The organism is Ensifer sp. ENS07 (assembly GCF_014852185.1).
GTDB classification, from domain to species: Bacteria; Pseudomonadota; Alphaproteobacteria; order Rhizobiales; family Rhizobiaceae; genus Ensifer; species Ensifer adhaerens.
The window spans coordinates 792941-818463 of record NZ_JACVBE010000002.1 but is presented as its reverse complement, the minus strand read 5'-3'; the positions used below and the strand labels follow the sequence as shown (position 1 = coordinate 818463).

At 63.3% G+C, this 25523-nt stretch carries 22 protein-coding genes; 10 read left to right on the top strand and 12 right to left on the bottom strand.

The features are described 5' to 3' along the window. The first annotated feature begins 135 nt into the window (after window positions 1-135). The 3 genes from IB277_RS11135 (at window position 136) to IB277_RS11125 (ending at window position 3394) form a co-directional block, all read left to right on the top strand. Window positions 136-855 (top strand): ParA family protein, encoded by a 720-nt coding sequence (locus IB277_RS11135; protein WP_090294328.1) that lies wholly within the window; start codon window positions 136-138, stop codon window positions 853-855. Between the two features lie 269 nt (window positions 856-1124). Next, a complete protein-coding gene (locus IB277_RS11130) occupies window positions 1125-2645 on the top strand; it encodes a globin-coupled sensor protein (protein WP_176960262.1) in 1521 nt (506 codons plus the stop codon). A gap of 134 nt (window positions 2646-2779) precedes the next feature. Next, on the top strand, window positions 2780-3394 hold the full coding sequence (locus tag IB277_RS11125) for a GNAT family N-acetyltransferase (protein ID WP_246807035.1): 615 nt from the start codon (window positions 2780-2782) through the stop codon (window positions 3392-3394). Window positions 3395-3596: 202 nt separating this feature from the next. On the opposite strand, the gene IB277_RS11120 is transcribed toward IB277_RS11125, so the two are convergent. The 4 genes from IB277_RS11120 to IB277_RS11105 form a co-directional block, all read right to left on the bottom strand. Continuing rightward, window positions 3597-4127 (bottom strand): dihydrofolate reductase family protein, encoded by a 531-nt coding sequence (locus IB277_RS11120; protein WP_090294326.1) that lies wholly within the window; start codon window positions 4125-4127, stop codon window positions 3597-3599. A 156-nt stretch (window positions 4128-4283) separates the two neighbouring features. After that, a complete protein-coding gene (locus tag IB277_RS11115; protein ID WP_060515904.1) occupies window positions 4284-4649 on the bottom strand; it encodes a hypothetical protein in 366 nt (121 codons plus the stop codon). A gap of 262 nt (window positions 4650-4911) precedes the next feature. Further along, window positions 4912-6201: an FAD-binding oxidoreductase gene (locus IB277_RS11110; RefSeq protein ID WP_060605553.1), complete on the bottom strand. Its 1290-nt coding sequence runs from the start codon at window positions 6199-6201 to the stop codon at window positions 4912-4914. 385 nt (window positions 6202-6586) lie between these two features. Beyond that, window positions 6587-8041, bottom strand: coding sequence for a L,D-transpeptidase (locus IB277_RS11105; protein WP_034792355.1), 1455 nt, complete (start codon window positions 8039-8041; stop codon window positions 6587-6589). Between the two features lie 164 nt (window positions 8042-8205). Between IB277_RS11105 and IB277_RS11100 the strand changes: the two genes are divergently transcribed. The 3 genes from IB277_RS11100 (at window position 8206) to IB277_RS11090 (ending at window position 9896) form a co-directional block, all read left to right on the top strand. Further along, window positions 8206-9051, top strand: coding sequence for a DUF4432 family protein (locus IB277_RS11100; RefSeq protein WP_060605550.1), 846 nt, complete (start codon window positions 8206-8208; stop codon window positions 9049-9051). A gap of 92 nt (window positions 9052-9143) precedes the next feature. After that, window positions 9144-9482 (top strand): TIGR01244 family sulfur transferase, encoded by a 339-nt coding sequence (locus IB277_RS11095; RefSeq protein WP_034792356.1) that lies wholly within the window; start codon window positions 9144-9146, stop codon window positions 9480-9482. 63 nt (window positions 9483-9545) lie between these two features. Beyond that, window positions 9546-9896 (top strand): cupin domain-containing protein, encoded by a 351-nt coding sequence (locus IB277_RS11090; protein ID WP_090294325.1) that lies wholly within the window; start codon window positions 9546-9548, stop codon window positions 9894-9896. 309 nt (window positions 9897-10205) lie between these two features. Here the strand turns inward: IB277_RS11090 and IB277_RS11085 are convergent, their stop codons facing one another. Genes IB277_RS11085 through IB277_RS11075 form a run of 3 tightly spaced genes read right to left on the bottom strand, consistent with a single transcriptional unit; the run spans window position 10206 to window position 13800 of the window. Continuing rightward, window positions 10206-11852: a thiamine pyrophosphate-binding protein gene (locus tag IB277_RS11085; protein WP_090294324.1), complete on the bottom strand. Its 1647-nt coding sequence runs from the start codon at window positions 11850-11852 to the stop codon at window positions 10206-10208. A 47-nt stretch (window positions 11853-11899) separates the two neighbouring features. Beyond that, window positions 11900-12853, bottom strand: a complete 954-nt coding sequence (locus IB277_RS11080; RefSeq protein ID WP_090294323.1) for a DMT family transporter — start codon at window positions 12851-12853, stop codon at window positions 11900-11902. 11 nt (window positions 12854-12864) lie between these two features. Further along, window positions 12865-13800, bottom strand: coding sequence for an alpha/beta fold hydrolase (locus tag IB277_RS11075; protein ID WP_060528750.1), 936 nt, complete (start codon window positions 13798-13800; stop codon window positions 12865-12867). Between the two features lie 186 nt (window positions 13801-13986). Here IB277_RS11075 and IB277_RS11070 point away from each other — a divergent pair, with 186 nt between their 5' ends. The 4 genes from IB277_RS11070 to metF all read left to right on the top strand — a co-directional run bounded on the left by IB277_RS11070 (window position 13987) and on the right by metF (window position 19216). Continuing rightward, the gene (locus IB277_RS11070; RefSeq protein WP_090294322.1) at window positions 13987-14769 is read left to right on the top strand and encodes a ribonuclease; all 783 of its coding nucleotides are present in this window, start codon (window positions 13987-13989) and stop codon (window positions 14767-14769) included. A gap of 209 nt (window positions 14770-14978) precedes the next feature. Continuing rightward, window positions 14979-16628 carry an energy-dependent translational throttle protein EttA gene (gene ettA / locus IB277_RS11065; RefSeq protein WP_192370993.1) on the top strand — a complete coding sequence of 550 codons (1650 nt, stop codon included), beginning with the start codon at window positions 14979-14981 and terminating at the stop codon, window positions 16626-16628. A gap of 618 nt (window positions 16629-17246) precedes the next feature. Beyond that, window positions 17247-18266: a metalloregulator ArsR/SmtB family transcription factor gene (locus IB277_RS11060; RefSeq protein ID WP_034792368.1), complete on the top strand. Its 1020-nt coding sequence runs from the start codon at window positions 17247-17249 to the stop codon at window positions 18264-18266. A 2-nt stretch (window positions 18267-18268) separates the two neighbouring features. Continuing rightward, window positions 18269-19216, top strand: coding sequence for a methylenetetrahydrofolate reductase [NAD(P)H] (metF, locus tag IB277_RS11055; RefSeq protein WP_090294321.1), 948 nt, complete (start codon window positions 18269-18271; stop codon window positions 19214-19216). A 743-nt stretch (window positions 19217-19959) separates the two neighbouring features. On the opposite strand, the gene IB277_RS11050 is transcribed toward metF, so the two are convergent. The 5 genes from IB277_RS11050 to IB277_RS11030 all read right to left on the bottom strand — a co-directional run bounded on the left by IB277_RS11050 (window position 19960) and on the right by IB277_RS11030 (window position 25517). After that, the gene (locus IB277_RS11050; protein WP_060515915.1) at window positions 19960-20898 is read right to left on the bottom strand and encodes a DMT family transporter; all 939 of its coding nucleotides are present in this window, start codon (window positions 20896-20898) and stop codon (window positions 19960-19962) included. 294 nt (window positions 20899-21192) lie between these two features. Further along, window positions 21193-22422, bottom strand: a complete 1230-nt coding sequence (locus IB277_RS11045; protein ID WP_034793581.1) for a lytic murein transglycosylase — start codon at window positions 22420-22422, stop codon at window positions 21193-21195. A 141-nt stretch (window positions 22423-22563) separates the two neighbouring features. Further along, window positions 22564-23355 (bottom strand): GH25 family lysozyme, encoded by a 792-nt coding sequence (locus IB277_RS11040; RefSeq protein ID WP_034792376.1) that lies wholly within the window; start codon window positions 23353-23355, stop codon window positions 22564-22566. Window positions 23356-23594: 239 nt separating this feature from the next. Next, complete coding sequence (locus tag IB277_RS11035; protein ID WP_060515916.1) at window positions 23595-24230, bottom strand: class I SAM-dependent methyltransferase; 636 nt, start codon at window positions 24228-24230, stop codon at window positions 23595-23597. A gap of 36 nt (window positions 24231-24266) precedes the next feature. Continuing rightward, a complete protein-coding gene (locus tag IB277_RS11030) occupies window positions 24267-25517 on the bottom strand; it encodes a DUF3419 family protein (RefSeq protein ID WP_060515917.1) in 1251 nt (416 codons plus the stop codon). Window positions 25518-25523 lie beyond the last annotated feature (6 nt).

Genomic DNA, 25523 nt, shown 5'->3' with positions numbered 1-25523 from the left:
TCAAGGCCGACTGTCAGGTTTGACGTGCCGGCGTTACCGTTTCGTTAACCAAATTCTGTAAGGTTTCGTTAAGAAGCGAACCACCGGCTGTGGCCGTCCGGTTCAGCGCGATACAGGCATAGAATGGGGAATATCATGGCGGTCATCACTTTCGCCAATGCAAAGGGTGGTGCGGGCAAGACGACCGCGGCGCTGATCCTGTCGACGGAACTGGCGCGGCAGGGGCACCGGGTGGTCGTCCTCGACGCTGATCCGCAGCGCTGGATCACCAGCTGGGCGGAGGCTTCCGGCCATATCGCCAACCTCACCGTCATTTCGCACATCACGCCCGGCTCGCTCGAATGTCATATCCGCGAGGCGAAGGACGAAGCGGATTATATCGTCATCGATCTCGCGGGCGCCAAGGACCAGATCGTAGCACTTGCACTCGCCATCTCTGACCAGGTGCTGATCCCGGTGCAGGGCTGCGCCATGGATGCCAAGGGTGCGGCTCAAATTCTTGAGGTGATCCGCCAGATCCAGGACCGTTCGGGCCTGCGCATCAACCATTCTGTGGTGCTCACCCGCGTCAATTCGCTGGTCACCACGCGTGCGCTGCAGACGATCAAGGCGATGCTCGCCGAGCGCGGCGTCTCGGTTCTCGACACGCCGATCGTCGAGCGCGCCGCCTATCGCGAGATCTTCGATTTTGGCGGCACGCTGCAGACGATGGATCCGAACCGCGTCAGCAATCTCGACAAGGCGCGCGAAAACGCAGCAGCCCTCGCCAAGGAAGTGCAGGCGCTGATGCCGGTCAAGACGCGCCGCTCCTGGGCTGCGCGCATGCCATCCTGGGCTTCGCGAAACGCCGCCTGATCCTTCGCCGTTCCACCGTTTATTGCGTATCAACCGGAATTGATATTCGTCAGTTCCGGTTGAGTTGTATTTCAGGCCTCGCGAAATAGCTGTTTCGCGTAAGGCTTCCTTTACCCTGCGCTTCTATCAGTGGCCCAGGACACAGCTTGCCCCTGCGACCGACTGAACAGGGCAACCAGCCGCCATGATTGCGGCCATGATCTCAGACGCTGCAGCGCCCTAGATCCTGTCTCCATGATCCAGAAATGAGCATGCAGGGAAGTTCGCGCATGAAAACGGAACACGCCGCTGCCGGCACGCAAGACGTTGCCGGTCGTCTGAATTTCATGGCGCTCGATGACGCCGCCAAGACGAGCCTGAAGGCGCTGAAGCCGATCCTCGAGAAGGAACTTAAACCCGCGCTCGACAAGTTCTACGTCAAGGTCAAGACGACGGCCGAGACCAAGCGCTTCTTCTCCTCCGACGCTCATATCGACCGCGCCAAGGGCGCCCAGGTCGGCCACTGGGCCAATATCGTCGATGCCAATTTCAACGAGGATTACAGCGCCAAGGTTCGCACCATCGGCCTGGTGCACGCCCGCATCGGGCTCGAGCCGCGCTGGTACATCGGCGGCTACGCGCTGATCGCCGAGCATCTGATCACCGAAATCGTCAAGGCGCACTGGCCGAAGGCCGGCCTGTTCTCGCGTAAGGGGACCTCGGCCGAGGACATGGGCGCGATGCTGTCGAGCCTGATCAAGGGCGTCTTCCTCGACATGGATCTGTCGATCTCCGTCTACATGGACGCCTCCGACGTCACCAAGCAACGTGCGGTGCAGGAAGAAGTGCTGGCTGCCGAACGCGCGCTGATCAGCAAGACCTTCGGCGCGGCGCTGAAGAAGATCGCCGATGGCGACTTGACGGCACGCATCGGTGCGGACCTGCCGGTTGCCTATCAGGAGCTTGGCGAAAATTTCAACCACGCGATCGGCGAGCTTGCACGCGCCATCGGCGGCATCGAGGCCGGCGCCAGCCAGATCCATACGAGCGCCAAGGAGATTGCGGCGGCTGCCGACGATCTGGCCCGGCGCACGGAACGGCAGGCGGCCAACCTTGAAGAGACGGCCGCTGCTGTCGAGCAGGTGACGCGCACGGTCAAGCAGACGGCCGAAGGCGCCAACCAGGCGAATTCGACCGTGATTGCCGCCCGCGCCAATGCCGAACAGAGCGGCGAGATCGTCAGCCACGCGATCGAGGTGATGCAGGAGATCCAGACGTCTTCCGCCAGCATCGCGCGGATCGTCGATGTCATCGACGAGATCGCCTTCCAGACCAACCTCCTGGCGCTGAACGCCGGCATCGAAGCGGCCCGCGCCGGCGAGGCGGGCAGGGGCTTTGCGGTCGTCGCCTCCGAAGTCCGGGCGCTGGCCCAGCGTTGCGCCGAAGCGGCCAAGGACATCCAGGGCCTGATCGCCAAGTCGCGCGGCCAGGTGGACGACGGCGTCAATTCGGTCAATCAGGTGGCGCAGTCGCTGCAGCAGATCGTCGCCCAGGTCGTCGAGGTCAGCTCCGTCTTCGGCGCCATCCGCGCCAGCACCGCCGAACAGGCAACCGGCCTGCAGGAGGTCAACACCGCGATTACCCAGATGGACCAGATCACGCAGCAGAACGCCGCCATGGTCGAGCAGGCGAACGCCGCAAGCCAGGCATTGACGGGAGAGGCCGAGCACATCGCCACGCGTCTGCGGGCGTTCCGCACGTCGGGTCAGGTGCAGGTCAGCGCCGGCTCGGGTTACCGCGCAGCGGCGTAATCGCGCCTTCCTTTCAAGAGACAACGCCTCGGGTCAGGGATGATCCGAGGCGTTTTGCTTTGCTGATCGCGGCGCGGTGAAGTTGGGGGCAGCTTCACCGCGAGGCCAGGGACTTTCTACGCCGGAAGCGATCGATGGTGGCTTTCGCTCTTTGTCCCGATGGAATTAAGATGTCCGCGCGCTCTGCCCCGCCCGGACACCTGAAGTTGATCACGCCGCCCGTTGAACTAACGACAAGCCGCCTTCACCTGCGTGCAGCCCGCTCTGAACACGCAGCGTCCGTGTTTACGGAATACACCGGCAACAGCATGGCAGCACGATTTTTGCCGCGCGGCGCTCATCCCGCACAATCCAGCACCGAGGCGGTCATCCATGCGTGGGGAGAAAGCAGCTGGGCGGATGGTGACCGCTTCATCTGGAGCATCATCGACCGCAGCGACCAGCGGCCGATGGGCCTCTTCCTCATGTTTGTGGATGGGGACCGCGCGGAAATTCACTATGGCATCGGTCCGGCCTATTGGGGACGGGGGCTGGCGACGGAAGCCGGTCTTGCGATTATGCATTGGGTCAAGCAGCAGTCACCCCTATCCGAGGTTCATACCATATGCGCGGCTGCACATGAGACCAGCTGCCGTGTTCTCGAAAAGATTGGCCTGGTGCGTGGCCAGTTCCTGCCTGACGCCTTGTTGCTGAAGGCCACCGAGGAGAGGATCGACGGTTGGTCGTATCGCTGGAGACGCTCCGAGTGAGAGCAAAGGCAGCACCAACTTGCCGGAGCCGCAGTTCGCGGAGCGCTCATCTGGCTTGAAAGCCAAGGTCGCATCTGAAAAGCGAACCGGGTCGAATGCGGATTTCGCCGTGCCGATCGGGCGGCAGGGAAGTCAACACTGCTAGCTTTCGGGCAGCGCAACGCACACAGCCGCGCGCTGACGGGACCGGCAAGTCCGGCGACTAAGCAGGAACGTAGACCAGCCGCACCACGTCCTCGCCGATGCGATCATGAGCGATCAGGCGGAGCCGCGGGCGGGGGCCGGCGAAATAGGGGTTGCCGTGACCAAGGACGACCGGGTGCAGGTAGATCCGGTACTCGTCGATCAAGCCCAGTTCGGTGAGGCTGTGCGCGAGGACGGGGCCCGCCACTTCGATCTCGCCGTCGTGCTCGGCCTTCAGCTTGCGCACGGCGCCCGCAAGATCACCGTCGACGAGCCGGGCATTGGGGCCGACGGACGCCGAGGAGCGCGAGACGACCCATTTCGGCTGCTTCCGCCACGCGGCTGCGAAGGCCTGTCTGTCCGCATCCCATTCCGGATGCTCGTCGTCCCAGTAGCGCATGATCTCATAGATCTGGCGACCGTACAGGCTGCCCGTCTGCTGTTCGGCCTCCTTGATGAAATGGCGGAAGAGCGTGGGACTTGGCGCAAACTCCATGTGGTCGACGTAGCCGTCCAGCGACTGGTTCATTCCGAACACGAGCTTAGCCATGGCCAGTTCCTTGTCTCGAATGGCCCGTTCGCACGGGTCTGCTTGCGACGTGCAATCGGTCAACGCTAAGCCGACTGATTTCAAATCGCTAGCGGTTTTTGGGCTTTGCCATCGACGGTCTCTACCGTGCACGCGCCACCGATGGTCGCTGCTGCGCTATTGCGAATTGGCCGCTGTCGGCCGTCTGCGTTTCGTCACGGCCTTTTCAAGGTGCTGATCGTACCAGTGGTCGGGGAATTTGATGTCCCACATCAGGTGGCGCAAGTCTCCGGCGTCGATATCTCGGTATCCCAGTTCCTCCAGCCGAAGCAGAAGCAACATATGATCGGTGATGACGATCAGCCGGGCGTGGTTGCCGACCTGAAGCAGCGCCGGGCGCAATGCCGCATGGGATTTGAAGCCGAACGACGCGGCGATTGCCTCGTCCAGGTGGGATGACTTGATGTGCGGGTAACGATCCCGGAGGGACTTCTTCAGGGCGGCGATATTGGACGGCGAGAACCTGACCTGCGGGTGCAGCATGAGACGATCCGATGCTCCTGGTCGAAGTCTGCCGATTACGCTTCGACGTTGATGAACATGGTCGTCGAGTAAAGTTCCGCGGCCCTTCAACCCGGCAGCAGGTTTGGAGGGGCACCCGCGGCGGACGCTACACCTCAGGGTTTCAACATTCAAGATAGGTCAGCATGGGCCGGCGCAGTCCGGCTGGCGCGCATTTCACCCCGTGGCGAAACCGCATGGCATGGTCGCGAACCGAAATGAACGGTCCGCACCGTGCGCTACCTCAGAACCGACGGTCGATGAAGTGCTTGGCCTGGGCGCCTGCGTGGTAGAAGGCGGACTTCACGCCGCGCCAGGTGTCCGGGGTCACGGGCGTTTCGGCGAGCGGGATCGCCGAGGTTTCGCCGGTGACATGGCTGGCGAGTGCGCGGCCGAAGACGGTGCCCGGCGCGATGCCGCGGCCGTTGTAGCCGCTGACGGAAACGACGTTGGGGGCGAGCGTGTGCATGGCCGGCAGATTGTTGGTGGTCATGCCGATGCGGCCGTCCCACCAGTACTCAAACCGGAAATTGCCGATGAAGGGGAAGAGCTTGCGCAGCGAGCGGGCGGCAAAGGCGCGGTGCGTGCCTTCAGCGATCGCGTCGAGCCGGCCGATCGAGCCGAAGATCAGCCGGTTCTGCTGGTCCATGCGGAAGGAGGTCATGACGAGGCCGGTGTCCCAGGTGCCCTGGCGCTCCGGCAGGATGCGCTTGGCGACGGCGTCCGGCAGCGGATTGGTGGCGAACTGGAAATAGGGCAGGATCGTCAGTTCCTGCGTATGGGCCTGCCAGGGGCTCTCGGCGAAGAGGCCGCCATAGGCATTGGTGGCGAGGATCACCTGTTTCGCGCGGACCGTGTTGTTGCCGGCCTTCAATACCCAGCTGTCGCCCTGGCGCTCCGCACCGGTCAGCGGCGTGTCGGTGTAGATCTCGGCACCGGCGGCAAGGGCAGCGCGGGCGAGCCCGCGGGCATAGGCGAGCGGCTGGATGGTGCCGGCGCGGCGGTCGAGGAGGGCGCCGGAAAAACCTTCAGCGCCGGTGAGCGCGTGCGCCCGCTCGGCCGAAAGCGCCTCGACCGGCGCGCCGCGCTTCTGCCACTGCGCTTCGCGGTCCTTGATCTCGGTGACGCCCTCGCTGCCGACGGCCATGTGCAGCGTACCGTTGCGCACCGCCTCGCAAGGCATCCCGTGTTTTTCCACGAGCGCATAGACCATCGAAGGGCCGTCGCCGAGTTCGGTCAGCAGCCGGTTGCCGGCCTCGGGGCCGAGCGTCGAGATCAGGTCGTCGGGCTTCACCCACATGCCGGCATTGACGAGGCCGACATTGCGGCCGGAGCCGCCAAAGCCGATCATCTTGGCTTCGATGACCGTTGCCTTCACGCCTTTTTCGGCCAGGTGCAGCGCTGCCGAGAGGCCGGTAAAGCCGCCGCCTATGATCGCCACATCGGTCGTCAGGTCCTGGCTGAGCGGCCTGGTCTCAGGGGCGGCCGGTGCCGTCGCATGCCAGAGGTTGGGCAGGGTGCGCTCCGTCGCCATTCAGGCCATCCTTCAAGTGCGGCCGCAGGTCGGCCATTGTCGTTGAGATATCCGGTGATAGCCGATTGCCGGAAAAATTCTCATGACAATGTTTCATGAAGTCATGATGGACGGGGAGAGCGGCGGGAGGGCTTTTGCACCCGGCGCTCGAAAAAAACCGCAGCTGGGTCGTCGGCAGCTGCGGTCTTCGTAAATGGATAGGTCTGAAACGATTTAGCCGACGGGTCGGCGCAAAGAAATTTAAAAAAGAGTGCCTCGTCGTGGATGGTCGGCCAGGCAACTCCATCATCTATGCTGCAGGCGCGAAGTCACTCACCCAATTGGGGGAAGCCTCAAGAAAAATGCCAAAAAAACAACGGTTCGGTTAACGGGCGGCCGGCTTCGCTCAGTCGACGAACTCGACCGTGACGCCCGTGCTCACCATCTTGGCAAGCTCGGTCGCGTCCCAGTTGGTCAGGCGCACGCAGCCATGGCTCTGGGTCTTGCCGATCTTCGAGGGTTCCGGCGTGCCGTGAATGCCGTAGGTGGGCTTCGAGAGCGCGATCCAGACCGTGCCGACGGGACCGTTCGGGCCCGGCTGCAGGGTCAGAATCTTGTCGTTGTTGCCCTGCTTGAAGTTGATCTTCGGATTGTATGTGTAGCCCGGATTGAGCGCGATGCGCTCGACATTGACCGTGCCTGACGGAGACGGCGTATCGGACGAGCCGATCGTTGCCGGATAGGCGGCAATCAGCTTGCCGGCGTCGTCATAGGCGAGCACCTGCTTGCGCGCCTTGTCGGCGAGGATGCGGGCGACCTTGCCGGTCTTGTTGGCGCCGGGGTTGATCACCTTGATGATCGTGCCTGGAATGGTGAAATCGACGCCCGGGTTCAACTCGCGCAGATAGGCCTCGTCCATGTGGAACTTCTCGCCGAGCATTTCCGTCGTCGAGGTGAAGGACATGTGCGGCAGCATCGCTTTGTGCGCGTAATCCTCGGGGATCGACGCGACATAGGGGCCGGCGGCGTCGGCGGCCGTGATCGTGTAGCTGGTGATCGGCATGCCGCCGTTCATCCGCAGCCGCTCGAGAATGTCGTCGGTGTTGTTGGGATCGAGCGTTTCGCCGGTCGACTGCTGAAAGGCTTCGATCGCCTTGGTGACGTTCGAGCCCATCTTGCCGTCGATCACGCCCGGCGAAAAACCTTCGCGGTCGAGGAAGACCTGAAGTGCTGTGATCTCGGCGCGCGACTTCGACTTGACCGAGATCGCGGGCGGCATCGATTGGCGCATTGGGTTGCCGTCGTTCGGATCGACGGAAGCCTCCTGGGTGCCGTCGATCAGGCCGGGTAGGCTGTTTGGCAGTTCGTTGCCGTCGGTCGACGGCGGAACGACGTCGCGGTAGTCGGGAACGGAGCCGGTGACGTCGCCGGGCTCGGAATAGCCGTAGCCGCGCTCGGTTTCCCGGTAGCGTCGGTTGGAATAGATATCCACGTCACCCTGACGGCGATAGCCGCCGTAATCGCCCTGACGGTTGCCGCCGTAGTCGCGTTGGCGGCCGCGATTATTGGGCACCACGGTTGCGACCACATTACCCCAGCTGTCGATCAGAAGCGTGCGGCCGCGGCTGTCGCGCATGGTCTGCACTTCGTCGGAGCGGGGTACATAATCGAGGATTTCACCGTCGGGCGTGACCAGCATGACATCGTCGCCATAGCGATTGTAGCCGCGATAGTCCTGCGCGAAGGCGGCCGTCAGATCCACGGCAAGAAAGCCGACTGCGGCGAGGAGCGAGAGGCCTGTGCGGGTCGCTGACGTCACGAGAGAACCTGTTTTCATTGTGGTGAATGTGGCGCGATACATTTCGATTTCGACGTTAATGTGAAAAAAATGAATTCATCATGAACAAGCAGTTAAATTCTATCTAGGCGGCGCAATCCCGGGCTTCAACCGGTGAAATGCGTCTCTCCTCAGCTATCATCTCTTTGTGATTGCAGTGATTCTGCGGCCGATTTGAGGAAGAGAACATGCTGAAGACGCTCGAAGAACCACAGGATCTTCAAGAGAATCATGTGCTGTTCGACCGGCTCTCCGCGCTCGATATCGCCGCCTTCGTCGTCGACGGCGTCGACCTGTCGCCGGGTGCTGCGATCCCGTCGGATGGGGACCCGAGGATCGACCGGGCGCTGGCCGGTTTTCTCTTTACCTGCGGTCCAGACCATATCCGCCATCCCGAGGCGATCGAAGGTGGCGCGGAAGGCGCACGCTATCCGCTGCACGGGTCACTGGCCGGAACAGCCGTCAGCCACACGGAGATGGCGAGCGACGGGGCCGAGTGCACGGCGACGATCGAGGTGGTGCTCGCCGATGGCGGGCGGGCCCGGGTCGAGCGGCGCTGGCGGATCGATGCCGCACGGCACGAAGTGGTGCTCGAAGATCGCGTCGTCAATTCCGGCGTCACCGCCTTTCCGCCTGTCATGATGTATCACCTCAACATTGGCGGCCGGTTGCTCGGGGACGAGACCCGCATCGTCAGCGCTTCGCTTGCAGGCGGGGAGAGCGCCTGGTGCTTCGGCACCGGCGAGAGCGCACATTTCTGCCTGCCGGCGGCCATCGGTTCCGATGGGTGGTCGGAGGTCACGCTTGCGGACCTCGCGGGGCTCGGCGGCCGAAATCTGAAAGTGCGGTTCCGGGCCGATACTTTGCCCTTCCTGCAGATGTGGCGCTGCCAGCGCGGAGAGGCCAACGTGATCAGCATCGAGCCGGTATCGCACCGGATCGCCAAACGGCCGGAGTTGGCTGCGGCCGGGGAACTGACACCGCTTCAGCCGGGCGAGGCGCGCAGCTACGCCATCGCCTTTTCGGTCGTCTGATCCTGCGCCTTGACGATGCGGCTTTTGAATTGACGGGAGATAAGGCTGCGCCTACATCAGAGGCCGGGAAATTTGCCTCAAGGAAGACGACCATGGACATCCGCCAGATCAACGACGAATACTCGGTCACCGGCCAGATCGCGGTCGAGGACCTCGACCAGATCAAGGCGCTCGGCTTCAAGTCCATCGTCTGCCACCGCCCGGACTTCGAGGCGCCGGACCAGCCGACCTTTGATTCCATCGCTGCCCGTGCCGAAGAACTCGGCATCGAAACCAAGCACATTCCCGTCGGCCCGATGGGCGTGACCGCCGACGCCGTGAAGAGCATGGTCGACGCGCTCGACGAGTTCCAGCGGCCGATGCTCGGCTATTGCCGTTCCGGCGCGCGCTCGACGGCCGTCTACCAGCAGACCCAGCATATCCGCGGCTGAGCCACGCAAAATCCAAACTCTCGCGCTCGGCCGCATCGTTCCATCTGACAGTGGAGGATCGGCATGGCCGAAGCGCGTCTCATTTCGCGGGAGCAATGGGCGGATGAGCCCGACGCCTGGAAGGGCGAATTCGAGGGCGGCGCCTATGGCGCAGGCCTTTCGGTGATCTTTGTTTCCACCGACGAGATCGGGTACGGGCCGAAATTGCACCGCCATCCCTATCCGGAAACCTTCATCGTCCGCGTCGGCCGCGCCCGCTTCACCGTCGGCGACCGCATCATCGATGCCGAGGCCGGTCAGATCGTCGTGGCGCCGGCCAATGTGCCGCACAAGTTCGAAAACCTCGGGCCAGGGCGCCTGGAGACAACCGACCTGCATGAAGCCGGTGCGTTTTCGACGGAATGGCTGGAGTAAGCGGCTGGACGTATCTCGTAGGCAGTTAGCGGGCGTGATCGTTCCCCGCGCCGCCGAGGCGGCGCTGCTGGATTCCTGTGACAAGCACAGGAATGAAGGAGGTATAATGGTGGCCGATCGGCGTTCAATTGGCGCACGACGCCCTGAGAAGCGTCGCTTCGCCCGCGCGCTCGCAGGCACAGAAGCGCGGGCGCGTGGGAAGAAGGCCCCCATCGCAAATGCTCCATCGTCCTCATTCCTGTGCTTGTCACAGGAATCCAATCACGGCGCGTCTGCGCCGTGATTGGACCCTTCACGAACAAGACTTGCTCAGCCCGCCCTGATCTCGCTTAGCGTGCGCGTCGGGGTGATCGCTTCGGGATCGAGCTTGATCTCGATGATCGCCGGCTTGCCGCTGGCGCGCGCCCTGAGGAAGGCGTCGGCAAACTCTTCCGTCTTCTCGACCGTCTCGCCGTGGCCGCCATAGGCGCGGGCAAGGGCTGCAAAATCCGGGTTGGTGAGATCGGTGGCGCTGACGCGGCCGGGATAGTCGCGCTCCTGGTGCATGCGGATCGTGCCGTAGATACCGTTGTTGACGACGACGGTGATGATCGGCAGGCGGTAGCGCACGGCGGTTGCGAATTCCTGGCCGTGCATCAGGAAGCAGCCATCCCCGGCAAAGCAGATGACTTCGCGATCCGGATGTAATTGCTTCGCGGCGACCGCAGCCGGCAGGCCGTAACCCATTGAGCCCGAAGCCGGGGCTGCCTGTGTGGCGTAGCGGCGGAAGCGGTGGAAGCGATGCACCCAGGTGGCGTAGTTGCCGGCGCCGTTGGTGAAGATCGTATCCTCCGGCACGTTCGCCTCGATCCAGTTCATGATCGGCCCCATCTGCACCGCGCCCGGTCCGGTTTCCGGCGGGGTCGACCACTTGAGATAGGCGGCGTGCATGGTCTCGGTGCGTACGGACCAGCTCGGTTCGCTCGGCGGTGCAAGGCTTTCGAGCGCGGCGACGAAGTCGCGCGGGCTGGCGGCAATCGCCAACTCCGGACGGTAGACGCGGCCGAGCTCGGAACTGTCAGGATGCACATGGACCAGCGTCTGGCGCGGGTAGGGGCTATCCATCAACGTATAGCCGGACGAGGGCATTTCCGAGAAGCGGCCGCCGATAAGCAGGATGAGATCCGCTTCCTTGACCTCTTTTGCCAGAGCGGGGTTGATGCCGATGCCGACGTCGCCGGCGTACATCGGGTGCAGGTGATCAAACAGCATCTGGCGACGGAAGGAGCACCCGACCGGCAGCTTCCAGCGTTCAGCGAAGCGCTGGAATTCAGCAACGCTTTCCGCTGTCCAGCGAGTGCCGCCGAGGACGGCGATCGGGCGCTTGGCGTTGCTCAGCATTTCGCCGAGCCGCTTCATCTGCGCCGGACCTGGATGACCCTCGACCGGCTGGTAGGGTTTGGCGGCGGGCGCCTCGGCGCTGCGGGTCAGCATGTCCTCGGGGAGCGTCAGCACGACAGGGCCGGGGCGGCCGGACGTGGCGACCGCGAAGGCGCGGGTGACGAATTCCGGAATGCGGGCGGGATCGTCGATCTCGCCCACCCATTTGGCGACCTCGGTGAAGGCGCGGCGGTATTCGATCTCCTGGAAGGCCTCGCGCTCGCGCGCTTCGCTCTGCACCTGGCCGATGAAGAGGATCATCGGGATCGAATCCTGCTTGGCGACATGGAGGCCGGCGGAAGCGTTGGTCGCGCCAGGGCCGCGGGTCACCATGCAGATGCCGGGCTCGCCGGTCAGCCGCCCCCAGGCATCCGCCATCATCGCGGCCCCGCCTTCCTGGCGGCAGACGAGCACGTCGATGTCGGTGTCGTAGAGCGCGTCGAGCACGGCGAGATAGCTTTCCCCCGGCACGCAGGCGATGCGCTTCACCCCGTTGGCGACGAGCGCGTCAACGATGAGCTGACCTCCAGTTTTCATGATATTCCTCCCGATGGTCTTTCTTTTGTTTTCAGATGGCTTTGTTGTCAGATGGCTGGCGACACCGGAGCGACGCTCGTGTCCTTGTGCACGCGGCGCTCGCGCCAGATGATGTAGAGGCCGGAGCCGATGATGATGGCGATGCCGAACCACTTCAGCGCGTCGGGCAGGTCGCCGAAGACGAGCCAGCCGAAGATCGTGGCCGAAACGATTTCGAGATACTGCAGCGGCGCCAGCACCGAGGCCGGGGCGGCGCGATAGGCATAGACGCCGAGCACGCCTGAAATGGTGGCGGTGACGCCGACGCCGAGCAGGTAATACCAGGTGTACCCTTCTGGCCAGACCGGATCGAAGATGCCGGAACCGGTGCCTTCGCCGAAATAAAGCAGCACGAGACAGAAGAGCGCGCCCCAGACGCCGGCGTGAAACTGCATCGACCAGGGGTCCTCATTTTGCGCGACCATGCGGGTGACGAGCAGGAAAACGGCAAGGCCAAAGGCGGCCACAACAGGCAGAAGGGCGATCCAGCCGACCTCCTGCATGCTCGGCTGGATGACGAGCAGCGCGCCGAAGAAGCCGACGCCGCAGGCGGTGTAGCGCCGCCAGCCGATCGTCTCCTTCAGGAAGATGCTGCCAAGGATCGTGAGGATGATCGGCTCGACGAAGAAGATCGCGATCGCGTCGGCGACTTCCATGACCTTCAGCGTGGTAATGAAGGAGAGCATGGTCACGACCAGCAGACCGCCGCGCAACGCGTGCAGCCCGGTCTTCTTCCAGGTGAGATCAAACAGGCTGCCGCGGAAGAGCACGATCGGCAGGATGAAGACGACCTGCAGCAGAAAGCGCACGGCGGTGATTTCGGCCGAGGGAACGGTGGCGATCGCGAGCTTGGCGAAGATGTCGATCAGCGGCGACAGAAGCACCGAGATCACCATCAGCGTCAGCCCGAAGGAGATGCGGTTGTGGTCGGCGGCGATCTTAGGAAGCGACATGTCGGCCATGATATTTCCGGTCAGCGCCGCCCTGCGACGGCGCGCAGGCACCAGGCGGCAAAGTCGGCCGTCGCCTCGTCCCGGCCGAGTTCGTTCAGTGTTTCGTGGCGCATGCCGTCATAGACGGTGACGCTAACGTCGCTGAGACCGGCGGCTTTCATCTTCGTGCCAAGCCAGCGGACGGCGTTGCCCATCTCGGTCGACGGGTCAGCGCTGCCGCCGACGAGATGAATGGGCAGGTTTTTCCGGAGCCGCGCCAGCCGGTCGGGCCGGGCGCCATCGAAGGACAGGCGGAAAAGATCGAGCCAGAGCGAGACCGTCGCATCGAAGCCGCAGAGCGGGTCGGCGGCATATTTGGCGACCTCGGCATCGTCGCGCGACAGCCAGTCGAGATCGGTCTTGCGATCCTTGATGGCGCCGCCCCACATGCCGAAGGTGAGCTTGGTCAGAAGCGGGCTCGGCACGTCAGACCCTTTGAGCGCCTTTTCGATCTTCAGGATCACCTGTCCGCCACGGCCGGCAAGGCCCGGCCGGAAGTTGGAGTTCCAGACGGCAAGCGCATCGTAGAGGCCGGGATCGGTTTCGGCGGCATTGAGCGCGATCAGTCCACCCATGGAATGGCCGAAGAGGATGACCGGCAAGCCCGGATGGGCGGTGGTCGCAATCTCCCGCACTGCCCGGATGTCCGCGAATATCTTGTCGAGGCCGTCGCGGCTTGCGAACATCCCAAGCTGGGCGTCAGGCGCCTGCGTCGCGCCGTGGCCGCGATGGTCGTGGGCATAGACATGGAAGCCGTGGCCGGCCATCGCCTCGGCAAAGCGGGCATATCGGCCGGAATGCTCGGCAAGGCCATGGCTGACGAGAAGGATGCCGCGGGCTTCTGTGGTTGCCGGAAAATGCCGCCAGCTCAAGCTGGCACCGGTCGGGCTCTGATGCGTCTTCACCTGCCCGAACATCTCTACTCCCGGAAGCAATCGACAGACCTTTGAGATTTCAAATCGATTTGCGTGGCAAAGGCAATCGCCGCTTGTTGATCGTTGCGCATGAGGTCACAAGCGATTTGACGGTGCATTACATTAGGGGTTGCAATTTTCCCGTTTTGGGCGATATTTGTTCCCGTTTTGTTTTTGCGGGAGGATATCATGGTCCGTTTTTGTAAAGCGATATCAGGTTCTGTGGCGGGCATCCTGGCAGCGCTGACGCTGTTGCTTGGTTCCGGCGCCTTTGCTGCCGGTGAAGACGCATCCAAGGGTGCTCCGCCGGCGAGTTCAACCAGCCGCACCGACTACGTACTGGCGGTCAGCTGGCAGCCAGGTTTCTGCGAGACGCGGCCGCAACGCAAGGAATGCGAGAGCCAGACGGCGGAACGCTTCGATGCCACCAACCTCTCGCTGCATGGCCTGTGGCCGCTGCGCAAGAGCTATTGCGGGGTCGCGGCAGAAGCGCGGGCAACCGACCGCAAGGGCAGCTGGCTAGAGCTGCCGAAGCTTGCCATGGCCGACGACACCGCGGCGCGGCTGCTTATCGCCATGCCCGGGGTGCAATCCGGTCTCGACCGGCACCAGTGGCTGCGAAGCGGCATCTGCCAGAGCGGCTCGGTCGACGACTATTTCTCGGTACAGCTGCGCATGCTGGAAGAGCTCAACCGCTCGGCGGTCGGGGCACTTTTCCGCCAGCGTGTGGGTGCGGAACTCGATGAGGCGGCGATCAAGCAGGCCTTCGACCAGAGTTTTGGCGCTGGAGCCGGCGACCGGGTGCGCATGCGCTGCCAGACCGTGCAAGGCCGCAGCATCATCACCGGGCTGACGATCGGGCTCACGGGCGATGTCATGAAGGCTGCGAGCCTCGGGCCGCTGATCCAGGCCGCAGGCACGACCGAGTTCAAATGCGCCAAGGGTATCGCCGATACTGCCGGTCGCGGGTAGGGCGTTTCGCCCGGTCGGCCATGGCAGCACCTTATGGTGCGGCCTTGACCGCGCCGGCTTTAGGCGCCTTCCGGGAGAGCCTGCCGGGCGTTCCGATGGGGATGTTCGTTTTGGGATAGGGCGGGGGCGGATGCCTTTGATCATTGCCCCCTTCCTATAATTCGCCTACATAGCGGGCAAATTTCCTTATCCCTGCGGAGCATTCCCTCATGGCACGTCAGTTCATCTACCATATGGCCGGGCTTAATAAGTCCTACGGCGCGAAGAAGGTTCTCGAGAACGTTCATCTGTCGTTCTACCCGGATGCCAAGATCGGTATCCTCGGCCCGAACGGCGCCGGTAAGTCGACGGTTCTGCGCATCATGGCCGGCCTCGACAAGGAATTCACCGGCGAGGCCTGGGTGGCCGAAGGTGCGACCGTCGGATACCTGCCGCAGGAGCCGCAGCTCGATCCGACGAAGACGGTGCTTGAAAACGCCATGGAAGGCGTCGCCAAGAAGAAGGCGATCGTCGACCGCTACAACGAACTGATGATGAACTATTCCGACGAGACGGCGGAAGAGGGCGCCAAGCTCCAGGATATCATCGACAGCCAGAACCTCTGGGATCTGGAAAGTCAGGTCGAAATGGCCATGGAAGCGCTGCGCTGCCCGCCGGGCGACGCGGAAGTCACCAACCTGTCGGGCGGTGAAAAGCGTCGTGTCGCGCTCTGCAAGCTGCTGCTCTCGCAGCCGGACCTGCTGCTCCTCGACGAACCGACCAACCACCTCGACGCCGAGACGATCGCCTGGCTCGAAAAGCACCTGCGCGAGTATCCGGGCGCCGTGCTGATGATCACCCACGACCGTTACTTCCTCGACAACGTCACCGGCTGGATCCTCGAGCTCGACCGCGGCCGCAGCATTCCCTACGAGGGCAACTACTCGGCCTACCTGGTTGCGAAGGCCAAGCGCATGCAGCAGGAAGGTCGCGAAGAGGCGTCCCGCCAGAAGGCGATCGCTCGCGAACAGGAATGGATTGCATCCAGCCCCAAGGCTCGTCAGGCCAAGTCCAAGGCGCGTATCCGCTCCTATGACGAACTGGTCAACGCGGCGGAAAACCAGCGTCCCGGCGACGCGCAGATCATCATCCCGGTCGGCGAACGTCTCGGCCAGGTGGTCATCGAGATGGAAGGCGTCACCAAGGGCTATGGCGATCGCCTGTTGATCGACGGCCTGTCGCTGAAGCTGCCGCCGGGCGGCATCGTCGGCATCATCGGCCCTAACGGCGCCGGTAAGACGACGCTCTTCCGCATGATCACCGGCCAGGAACAGCCCGACAGCGGCTCGATCCGCATCGGTGATACCGTGCACCTCGGCTATGTCGACCAGAGCCGCGACGCGCTCGACGGCAACAAGACCGTCTGGGAAGAAATCTCCGGCGGTGCTGAAGTCATCAAGCTCGGCAAGCACGAGATGAACTCGCGCGCCTATTGCTCGACCTTCAACTTCAAGGGCGGCGACCAGCAGCAGAAGGTCGGCAACCTCTCGGGCGGTCAGCGCAACCGCGTTCACCTCGCCAAGATGCTGAAGAACGGCGGCAACGTGCTGCTGCTCGACGAACCGACCAACGACCTTGACACCGAGACGCTGGCAGCGCTCGAAATCGCGCTCGAAAACTTCGCCGGTTGCGCCGTTATCATCAGCCACGACCGCATGTTCCTCGACCGCCTTGCCACGCACATCCTCGCCTTTGAAGGAGACAGCCAGGTCGAGTGGTTTGAAGGCAACTTCGAAGACTACGAGAAGGACAAGATCCGCCGCCTCGGCCCGGACTCGATCAACCCGAAGCGCGTCACCTACAAGCGCCTGACGCGCTGATTTCAGCCGCCGCCATATCGCGGCGCTGGACCTTGCTGCGTCCGTTGAAGCGGGCGCTGCAACATTTGTTCTAGGAACGGGCGAGGCGCAGGCTTCGCCCGTTTTCCTTTGTCTCCTGACCTGAGGCGAAGACCAGCTGTCGCTCGGTTGCGCGCCAGGGTCTGTTTATCGCTGTGCCCGCGCGGGGGATGAACGTGCGGGACGCTCCAGGGGTCGGCGTAGCGATCAGCTCTGCGGTTGCCGTCCCGATGGCGGGCGCGAACGGGCGTTTGCAGGTTTGTCTATCGCTGCGGCGAGATGGGCTGGCGGATGACGCGTGCCTGGGGCGGCAGAGACGCGGATAGGGTGGCGTCCCAACACCGGGAAGGGCGCCGGGTTTGTCTCGGTTGGGTGGGGCTGCCCTCATTCGGGTCGTGAAGTCGGCCTATTAGAGGGGCCTTCGCAGGTCTTCTGACGTGCCGCCCGAGACATCGTTTGTGAGACATCGTTTGTGGCGCATGGCGTCCATACACACGCATCTGTTCCGCCGGCGCCATTGTTTGGCCTCTCCGCGCAAATCCGCTTGCGTCACCACCGCAAATCACATAAACATATCTTTATGTGTTGATGGGGATCGCTATGGCTCTGCAGAGAGAACTGGGTCTGGATGCGTTGGTGGACGTGCTGAAGGCGGCGGGCGAGCCGACCCGCATGCGTCTCGTCGCGCTTCTCGCCGCCGGCGATCTGACCGTCACCGATCTTACCGAAATTCTCGGTCAATCGCAGCCACGCATTTCCAGGCATCTGAAGCTGCTGGCGGAGGTCGAGCTGATCGACCGCTACCAGGAGGGCGCCTGGGCCTATTTCCGCCTCCGTCAGGACGGTGCCCGGGTCGGGCTCGTGCGGGCGATGCTGGCCTCCGCCTCCGTCGACGACGCGGTGTTGGCGCGTGATGCAGCCCGGCTCACCACCTTGAAGAAGGCGCGCTCGGAGAAGGCGCAGGCCTATTTCAGCCGCAACGCCGCCGGCTGGGACGAGCTTCGCCGCCTGCATGTCAGCGAGCGTGACGTCGAGGCGAAGCTGCGCGAAATGGTGGGCGACGAGCCGGTCGAAAGCTTGCTCGATCTCGGCACCGGCACAGGCCGCATCCTGCAGCTGTTCGAGGGCCTCTATCGTCGTGGTATCGGTGTCGACGCCAGCCGCGACATGCTTGCGGTGGCGCGCTCCAATCTCGATCGCGCCGGCATCACCAAGGCGTCGATCCGCCATGGGGACATCTTCAACCTGCCGCTCGACGGCCAGACCTTCGACCTCGTCACCATTCACCAGGTGCTGCATTTCCTCGAAGAGCCGGAAGCCGCGATCGCGGAAGCCGCGCGCATGCTGATGCCGGGTGGACGGCTGGTCATCATCGACTTCGCGCCGCACGGGCTTGAGCATCTGCGCGACGAGCACGCCCATGCGCGCCTCGGCTTCTCGCATCAGGCGATGGCCGATTGGCTGGCGAAGGCTGGCCTTGTGCTCGAGAAGACCACGGATCTTTCGCCTGAGGGGGCGAATGATGGAAAATTGACGGTGACGATCTGGCTCGCGCGTGATCGGCGGGCCGTGAACGAGAATGAAACGCCACGGCCGCGTGTCCAGGCGGGGGGAGTATAATAATGACGGCACAGACGCTTTACCCGGCCGAACGCGGCAATCTCCGGCTCTCCTTCGAATATTTCCCGCCCAAGACCGACGAGATGGAAGCGCAGCTCTTCCAGACGGCAGACGACCTTTCGGTCTTCGGTCCGGCCTTCATCACCGTCACCTACGGCGCCGGCGGCTCGACCAAGGCGCGTTCGCTGACGACGGTCAGGCGATTGATCGCGGAAAGCGGCTTTGCCAATACCGCCGCGCACCTGACCTGCGTCGGCGCGCCGAAGGCGGAGGTCGATGCGGTGATTGACGAGTACCTCAGCTTCGGCGTCCGCCACTTCGTGGCGCTGCGCGGCGATCCGCAGGGCGGCATCGGCAGCACTTACCAGCCGCATCCCGAGGGTTACGCCAGCAGCACCGACCTCGTGCGGGCGATCCGTGCGCGCGGGGACGACATCGAGATTTCCGTCTCCTCCTATCCGGAGAAGCACCCGGAAAGCCCTGACGTCGCCGCTGACATCGACATGCTGAAGCGCAAGGTCGATGCGGGCGCAACCCGGGCGCTGACCCAATTCTTCTTCGACAACAATGATTTCGAGCGCTACTTGGAACGAGTGCGGCGCGCTGGCGTCAACATCCCGATCGTGCCGGGCATCCTGCCGATCAACAATCTGGCGCAGGTGCAGAAATTCGCTGGCCTTTGTGGCGCCACCGTGCCGGAGGCGATCGTCACGCGGCTTGTGCATCTCGAGGACCAGCCGGTCGAGCGCTTCAAGGAGGCGACCCACATCGCCGCCGAGCAGATCGTCGATCTCGCCCGGCGCGGCGTACGCGATTTCCATATCTATTCGATGAACCGCACGCCGCTGGTGACAGCCGTGCTGGATCTCGTCGGTTTCGAGCGGGTCTCTGTGGAAGCGGTGGGCGCGATCGATGCACCGCGGATGGTGGCGGCCGGCGCGGCCGCCTGACCTTCGCTCGCACCTTGCGACGGGCAAGGTGCGCTTCGCCATGTTGAACTTCCGAATGGCTGCGAACGCGCCGCGTGTCCTGGCAGACAGAGGTCGCCGCCGCGCTTTGGTATGGCTCCATGCCTATTGGGGTCTCTTCGGCTGCGGTCGCAGCAAGCGTCCCGATCGCTACAGCATCCACCAAAAAGGAAAGCGCCCGAAGATCGATCTTCAGGCGCTTTCTCGTTTGTCGCAGCGTCTAGACCTTATGCTCTCTTGGCGGTCTAACTGGCTTGGTGCTGCAAAATGGTTTCCCGGAAATTTAAGTCCCTATTCGGTTTGGACTCTCAGCGGCCGCTCCTCAGATGAAGAGCATCGTGGCCACGAATACGAACGCTGCACTGATCATGATGACATTCAGCGAATGTGTAAGGCCCATGGAAGACCCTCCCTGCGTTAACGCGTTAAAACATAGGGCGAAATCACGACACGTTAAAGGGAAACTTGTGCTGCAGTGCGAAATGCGTGAGCCGGCGCTGCCTTATTCACAGGCCTATAGTTCTGATTTTATTTAATTTTCCAGGCTGCCACATTTTTTTCACAATCGCTTCAGCAAGGTTAATATAAACGTTTGTTACCGTGCGTGAGTGGCCCGGAGCGGGACGAAAATCGGCCGTCGATTCCCCCGCAAACCATGTCTTTTTCACGCGGTGCGAAGCACTCAAGGTGTGTGGGCTTTTCCTGTAACCGACCACGATCAGACGTCAGGCGACCCGCCGGAAACGCAGGATTCGACCGTCGAGCACGGCGAGGCCGAGGGCGATCAGCACCATGCCGGCGAAATCGGCCGCCTGCAGCGTCTCCCCGAGAAAGAGGTAGCCGAGCAAGATCGCGCTTGGCGGCACCAGCAGGGTGACCAGTGAGGCATTGGTGGCGCCGGCCGCGCGCATGATGCGGAAAAAAAGGATGTAGGCATAGGCCGTCGAAACCAGCGCCAGGCCGAGGATCGACAGGATCACCTCGACGGGCGGCATCGGCAGCAGCCAAGGCGTGTCGGTAAAGGCGGCCACCGGCAGCGCGATCAGCGTCGAGGCGGTCAGCTGGCCTGCGGCCGTCACGGGAGGCGCGAGATCGCGGAAGCGTTTGCCGTAGGTCGCTGCGAAACCATAGCTGATGGCGGCAAGCACCGGCAGCAGCAGCGCCCAGAGCGGCACGCTGCTTGTGGTGCCGAAGAGACCGGCAACGGCGCTCGGCCCGATCAGGACGACGGTGCCGGCGAGCCCGAGCAGACAGCCGGCGATCTTGGCGGAACTCAGCTTCTCGTCCTCGGTCGCCATGTTGGCGATGATCACGGTCCAGACCGGCGTCGTGGCGTTGAGGATCGCCGCCAGTCCGGCGCCGATATGGGTTTGTCCAAGGAAGATGAAGGCGTGCGGAATGGCGTTGTTGATCAGTCCCATCAGCGCGAATTCGCGCCAGCGGCCGGCAAGCGCCTCGTACATGCCGAAGCGGCCGCGGATGTAGATATGCAGCGCCAGGGCTGCCAGGCCCAAACGCAGGAACACCAGCGTGAAGGGCGGCACATGGGCGACGGCAACGCGGGCGAAGAAGAACGATCCGCCCCAGATCAGGCCGAGCAGGGCAAGCAGCGCCCAGGTCCCGGCGCTCATCTGATTGCCATCGACGGTGCTTCGCGCATTCATGGTGATGCCTATCGTGCTGATTGCGTGGTGGCGTCAGTCTCCCTCCGCCGGGTGGACGCCATGGCGCAAGCGCCTGGTTACCGCTCCCGGATCGGTTGTGCTCCGACACAGGATACATAGCCCGGCACGCCCGGCGGAACCACCCGGTTCTTGCGGCGATGATGAGGGCGGCATGCGTGGGGGCGAGCCGGTGGGCTCTCATCAACCGGGATCCGGTCGGCCGTTGTGGCATGAAAAAACCCCGGAGATCGATCCGATCTCCGGGGGTCATGGTTTTGAAACGGCGGTTCGGGCTTAAAGCGCGTTCAGGAGTTCGAGCGTCGCCCAGCCGTCGGCCGGACGGCCGAGGCGGAGCTGCTCCTTCTGGAGTGCCGCGCGGGTGCCGGAGCCGAGGATGCCGTCGATCTTGCCGACATCGTGGCCGAGCGTCTGCAGCTTGCTCTGCAGTGCCTTCATGCCGGTGTCGTCGAGGCCCGGTTCCGGATTGCCGCCTTCATAGGTCGGCGCGCCGCCGAGACGGGTCGCGAAATAGGCGGCAGACGTCGTGTAGATGAACGACTGGTTCCACTCGAGATAAACGTTGAAGTTGGGGTAGGTGAGGAAGGCCACGCCCTTGCGGCCCTGTGGCAGCACCAGCGAGGCTTCAAGGTTGCCGAAGGCGGTGTCGCCGTTGCGCGGCTTGACGCCGAGCGCGAACCAGTCGCTGGCCTTCATGCCCGGCTGCAGGCCGGTTTTTTCCCAGGGGAGTTGCTCGGGAACGCTGACTTCCTGGATTACCGGCTGGCCAGCCTTGTAGCCGAGGCTCTGGATGAACTTGGCGGCGGTCAGGATCGCGTCGGGCGAGCTCTTCTTCAGGTTCACGTGGCCGTCGCCGTCGCCATCGACGCCATAGGCGATGATGTCTTCCGGCAGCATCTGCACCTGGCCGATCTCGCCGGCCCAGGCGCCTGTCGTCGTCGCCGGGTCGAGGTCGCCATGCTGGACCATCTCGATCGCCGCGATCAGCTGCGGGCGGAACATCTCTGGACGGCGGCAGTCGTGGGACAGCGTCACCAGCGCGTCGCGGGTGTTGAAGTCGCCCTGGACGGCGCCGAAGTCGGTCTCCATCGCCCAGAAGGCGGTGATGACCGGGGCCGGCACGCCGAATTCTTTCTCTGCGCGAGCAAAGACGTCAGCATATTCCTTCATCTTCTGCTGGCCGATATCGAGGCGCGACTTGCTGACGGTGCGTTTGGAGAATTCGGTGAAGGTCTGCTTGAAGACGCCCTGGGTGCGGTCGCGGCTGAGCACCTTTTCATTGATGGCGGCACCGGCGAGCGCCCGGTCAGCGACATCGGCCGGAACGCCCTTGGCGACCGCTTCGGCCTTCACGCCCTGAAGGAAGGTTGCGAGATCGCCACCGCAGGCAACGGCCGGGGATGCCGTCTTCGCGCCTGTCGAGGCTGCGGTCTGGGCGGCGGCGGCCGAGGCGGTCAGCGCCAGAAGAGCGACGGAGGCAAGCGCGCGCCGGGCTGTGCGGGTCATCATGAAATTCCTTTCTTTGCCGTGGGGCGCCTTGCACCACCACGGGCAATCAAATCGCTGAGAAATCTGCCGTTGCTCTCTCAGAGCATTATGACCGAAAGAAGAAAATGGGTCTTCCTGCCGCACTTGCCGGCAGGAATGTCAGTTCTGCTTCGGCTGCGAGACCGCGGCGACCCAGTTCTTCCAGTTTTTCGCCGAGCCGGCGAAGACATTGATATCGGTGGCGCCGTCGATGCCGGGGATGACCCCGGTGCTGGTATATTGCCAGAACGCCCAGCGGCGCTCGACATAGACCTCACCCGGATGCTTGGCGACCGAGCGCACCCAGAAGTGATGTTCCTTGAACTGGTCGACGAGATTGTCGCGGTGGAAGTCGACCGAGGTGTAGATGATCGGGCGCTTGCCGTAATGGGCTTCGAGCCGGTCCATGAAGCGCTTCATCTCGACGCGCACTTCGTCCGGCGTCGGGCGATGGCGGCAGGTCTTCGATTCGCCGTTCCACTCGACGTCGAGAACCGGCGGCAGGTAGACGGCGCTCTTCGGCACGTTGGCGATGAACCAATCGGCCTGGTCGTCGGCGGTCGAGCAGAAATAGTAGAAGTGATAGGGCGCATAAGGGATGCCGGCGGCCCGTGCCTTCTGCCAGTATTCGGGAAAGCGGGTATCGACCCGGTCCTTGCCTTCCGTCGCCTTGATGAAGGCGAAGGAGACGCCCGAGTTCTTCACCTTCATCCAGTCGATATCGCCATTCCATTTCGAAACGTCGATGCCGTGGATATTGTGGTGCTGTGGGGTCCGGTCGCCGAAGTTCTGCGGGTCCGTATCGTGGAAGCGCGGCGGGATCGATGCCGTCTGCATCAGGTCATAGTCGGTCGACGAGCAGCCGGAAAGAAGGGTGGCAAGCGGCAAGAGAGCCAGGAGAAGCCGGCGCATGATTTTCCTGTCTAGAGACGATCGATGATCCTGCCTCACACGATGGCTTCCTGTCGGTGATTTCCCCAGTGAGGCGTGAACCCCATTTTCACCATATCATCGTAAAAATTGAGTTAGCTCAAGCGGGAATTGCGGACGGCAGAAAAGCGCAAAAGCGCCGAAAACCAGGCGGTTTCGGCGCTTGCCGGAATGGCTGCCCTCAGGCGGGATGCAAAACCTTTGTGTAAACCGCCTGCCGCTCAGGCGGCGATCGCCACGGAAGGGCGGTGATAGACGGCGAGCCAGGCATAGCCGCGGCCGATCGTGCGCCGCTCGAGATCGGCGCCATTTTCGCGGGCTTTTTCGCGTAACACGTCGAACAGCCGCTCGCGCGGCGTCACGTGGAAGCGATTGAGCCAGCCGTGCAGCGCCCGGCGGAAGCTCGTCGGCAGGCGTTCCTGCTGGCCGAAATCGGCAATGTGCAGCGAACCGCCCGGATTAAGCGCTGCGATCGCCGCGTCGATCGCCTTCTGCCAGTCGGGGATCATCGACAGCGAGTAGGAGATGACGATGTGATCGAAACCCCTTTCGCCGAAGATCGCCGGGTCGAAGTCCGTTGCGTCGGCGACATGCAGCGTGGCGCGCCTGTTGCCGCCACGGTTGAGCTTCGCGCCGGCCGAGGTCAGCATTTCCTGGGATATGTCGAGCCCGAACAGGCGGGCCGACGGGAAACAGCGGCCGATCAGCGCCAGATTGCGGCCGGTGCCGCAGCCGACCTCAAGCACCGAGGCACCGGAGGCCGGGTTCATGTCGCGGATCAGCGTGTCGCGGCCGAAGAGGTAGTACTTCCGCGTGAGATCGTAGAAGTGCCGCTGATAGCGGTACATATGGTCCATGCGCCGCGCGTGGGAGATCCCGGCCTGTTGCACGTCTCAGCCCTTCCTGCGGTAGATGTGGAAGCCGCCATAGATGGCGGAGCGGTCTTCGGCGCCGAGCCGTAGCGAGGTTTCGGCATCGTAGTGCCACTGGTCGAGCAGGGCCGGGGAGACACGGCCGGGCAGGATGCTGTCTTCCGCCGCGGTGCGGAAGATCACCACTGCGCCCTCATCCGCCGTGCGGGTGATCTCGGTCCAGAGGTCGTTCAGCTGCTGGTCGGTCATCCAGTCCTGCGCGTCGAGCAGGATATAGCGGTCGACCGAGCCGGCGGATTTGCCGGCGAGAAGCTCGGTGAAGCTTGCGTGATGCACCTCGACGCGCTCGGCATTGTTGCGGATCGCCTCATAGGCGCCGGCGTCGAGATAGGGCGGCAGGTCGCCTTCATGCGGCAGCGGGTAGCGGCGGCCGAAGGCCTGCCAGGCGAAGTAGTTTTCGCGCAGCGGGAAGTGACAGGTGAGCTTCTCCAGGCGATGGCGCAGAACGGCGGCGAGCGACTTTTCGGCACTCAGGCTTGCGAGCTCGTCGAACTGCTGCGGCGGAATGCCGAGGCCGAAGAGCGAGCTCTTGCGCCCGGTGATCCAGCGGATGACGGGACGATCGAAGAGCGGTGCCAGGCGCTCGTCGAAGAACTGTCGCTGTTCACGCATGGAGCGCGCCTGGACGAAGTCCTCCGGATTGACCCCGTGCAGGCGGGCAAGCAGGTGGCTGGCTGCAATGAAGCGGCCGAGCAGACCGGTGCGGTAGATATTGCGGCCAAAGACGCCGATACGCCGGCGACCGGTCATGTCGCGGCCGGTCCAGTAGCTGCGCGTCGCTGTATCAAGCTTCGGCGCGAGGAAAAGATCGAAAGCCTGGACGTTGGTCGTCGTGCCCTGGATCGCCAGGAAGCGCGTGACATCCTTGTGGCTCGGCAGATGGCGGAAGGCTGCGAGCTTCAGGCGGTTGAGCGCGATATGGTGCGGGTTGAGGTCGACGACGTCTATTTTCCGTGGGCCGGCCGACAGATAGGTCAGCATGTTGCAGCCGCCGGAGCCGATGGTGACGATCCGGCTTTCCGGGGTCAGTTGCATCGCCTCCATGTCGACGATCGGATCTTCCCAGATCTGCGGATAGACGAGGCCCGAAAAGAGCAGGCCGAACAGACGTTCCGAGAAGCCTGCGAGGGAGAGGGTCTTGTGCTGGAGCAGGGCGTTTTTCAGCTTCGGATTTTTTCTGCCAAAGCCAACGTCGGAAGCGATTTCATTCATCTCAGA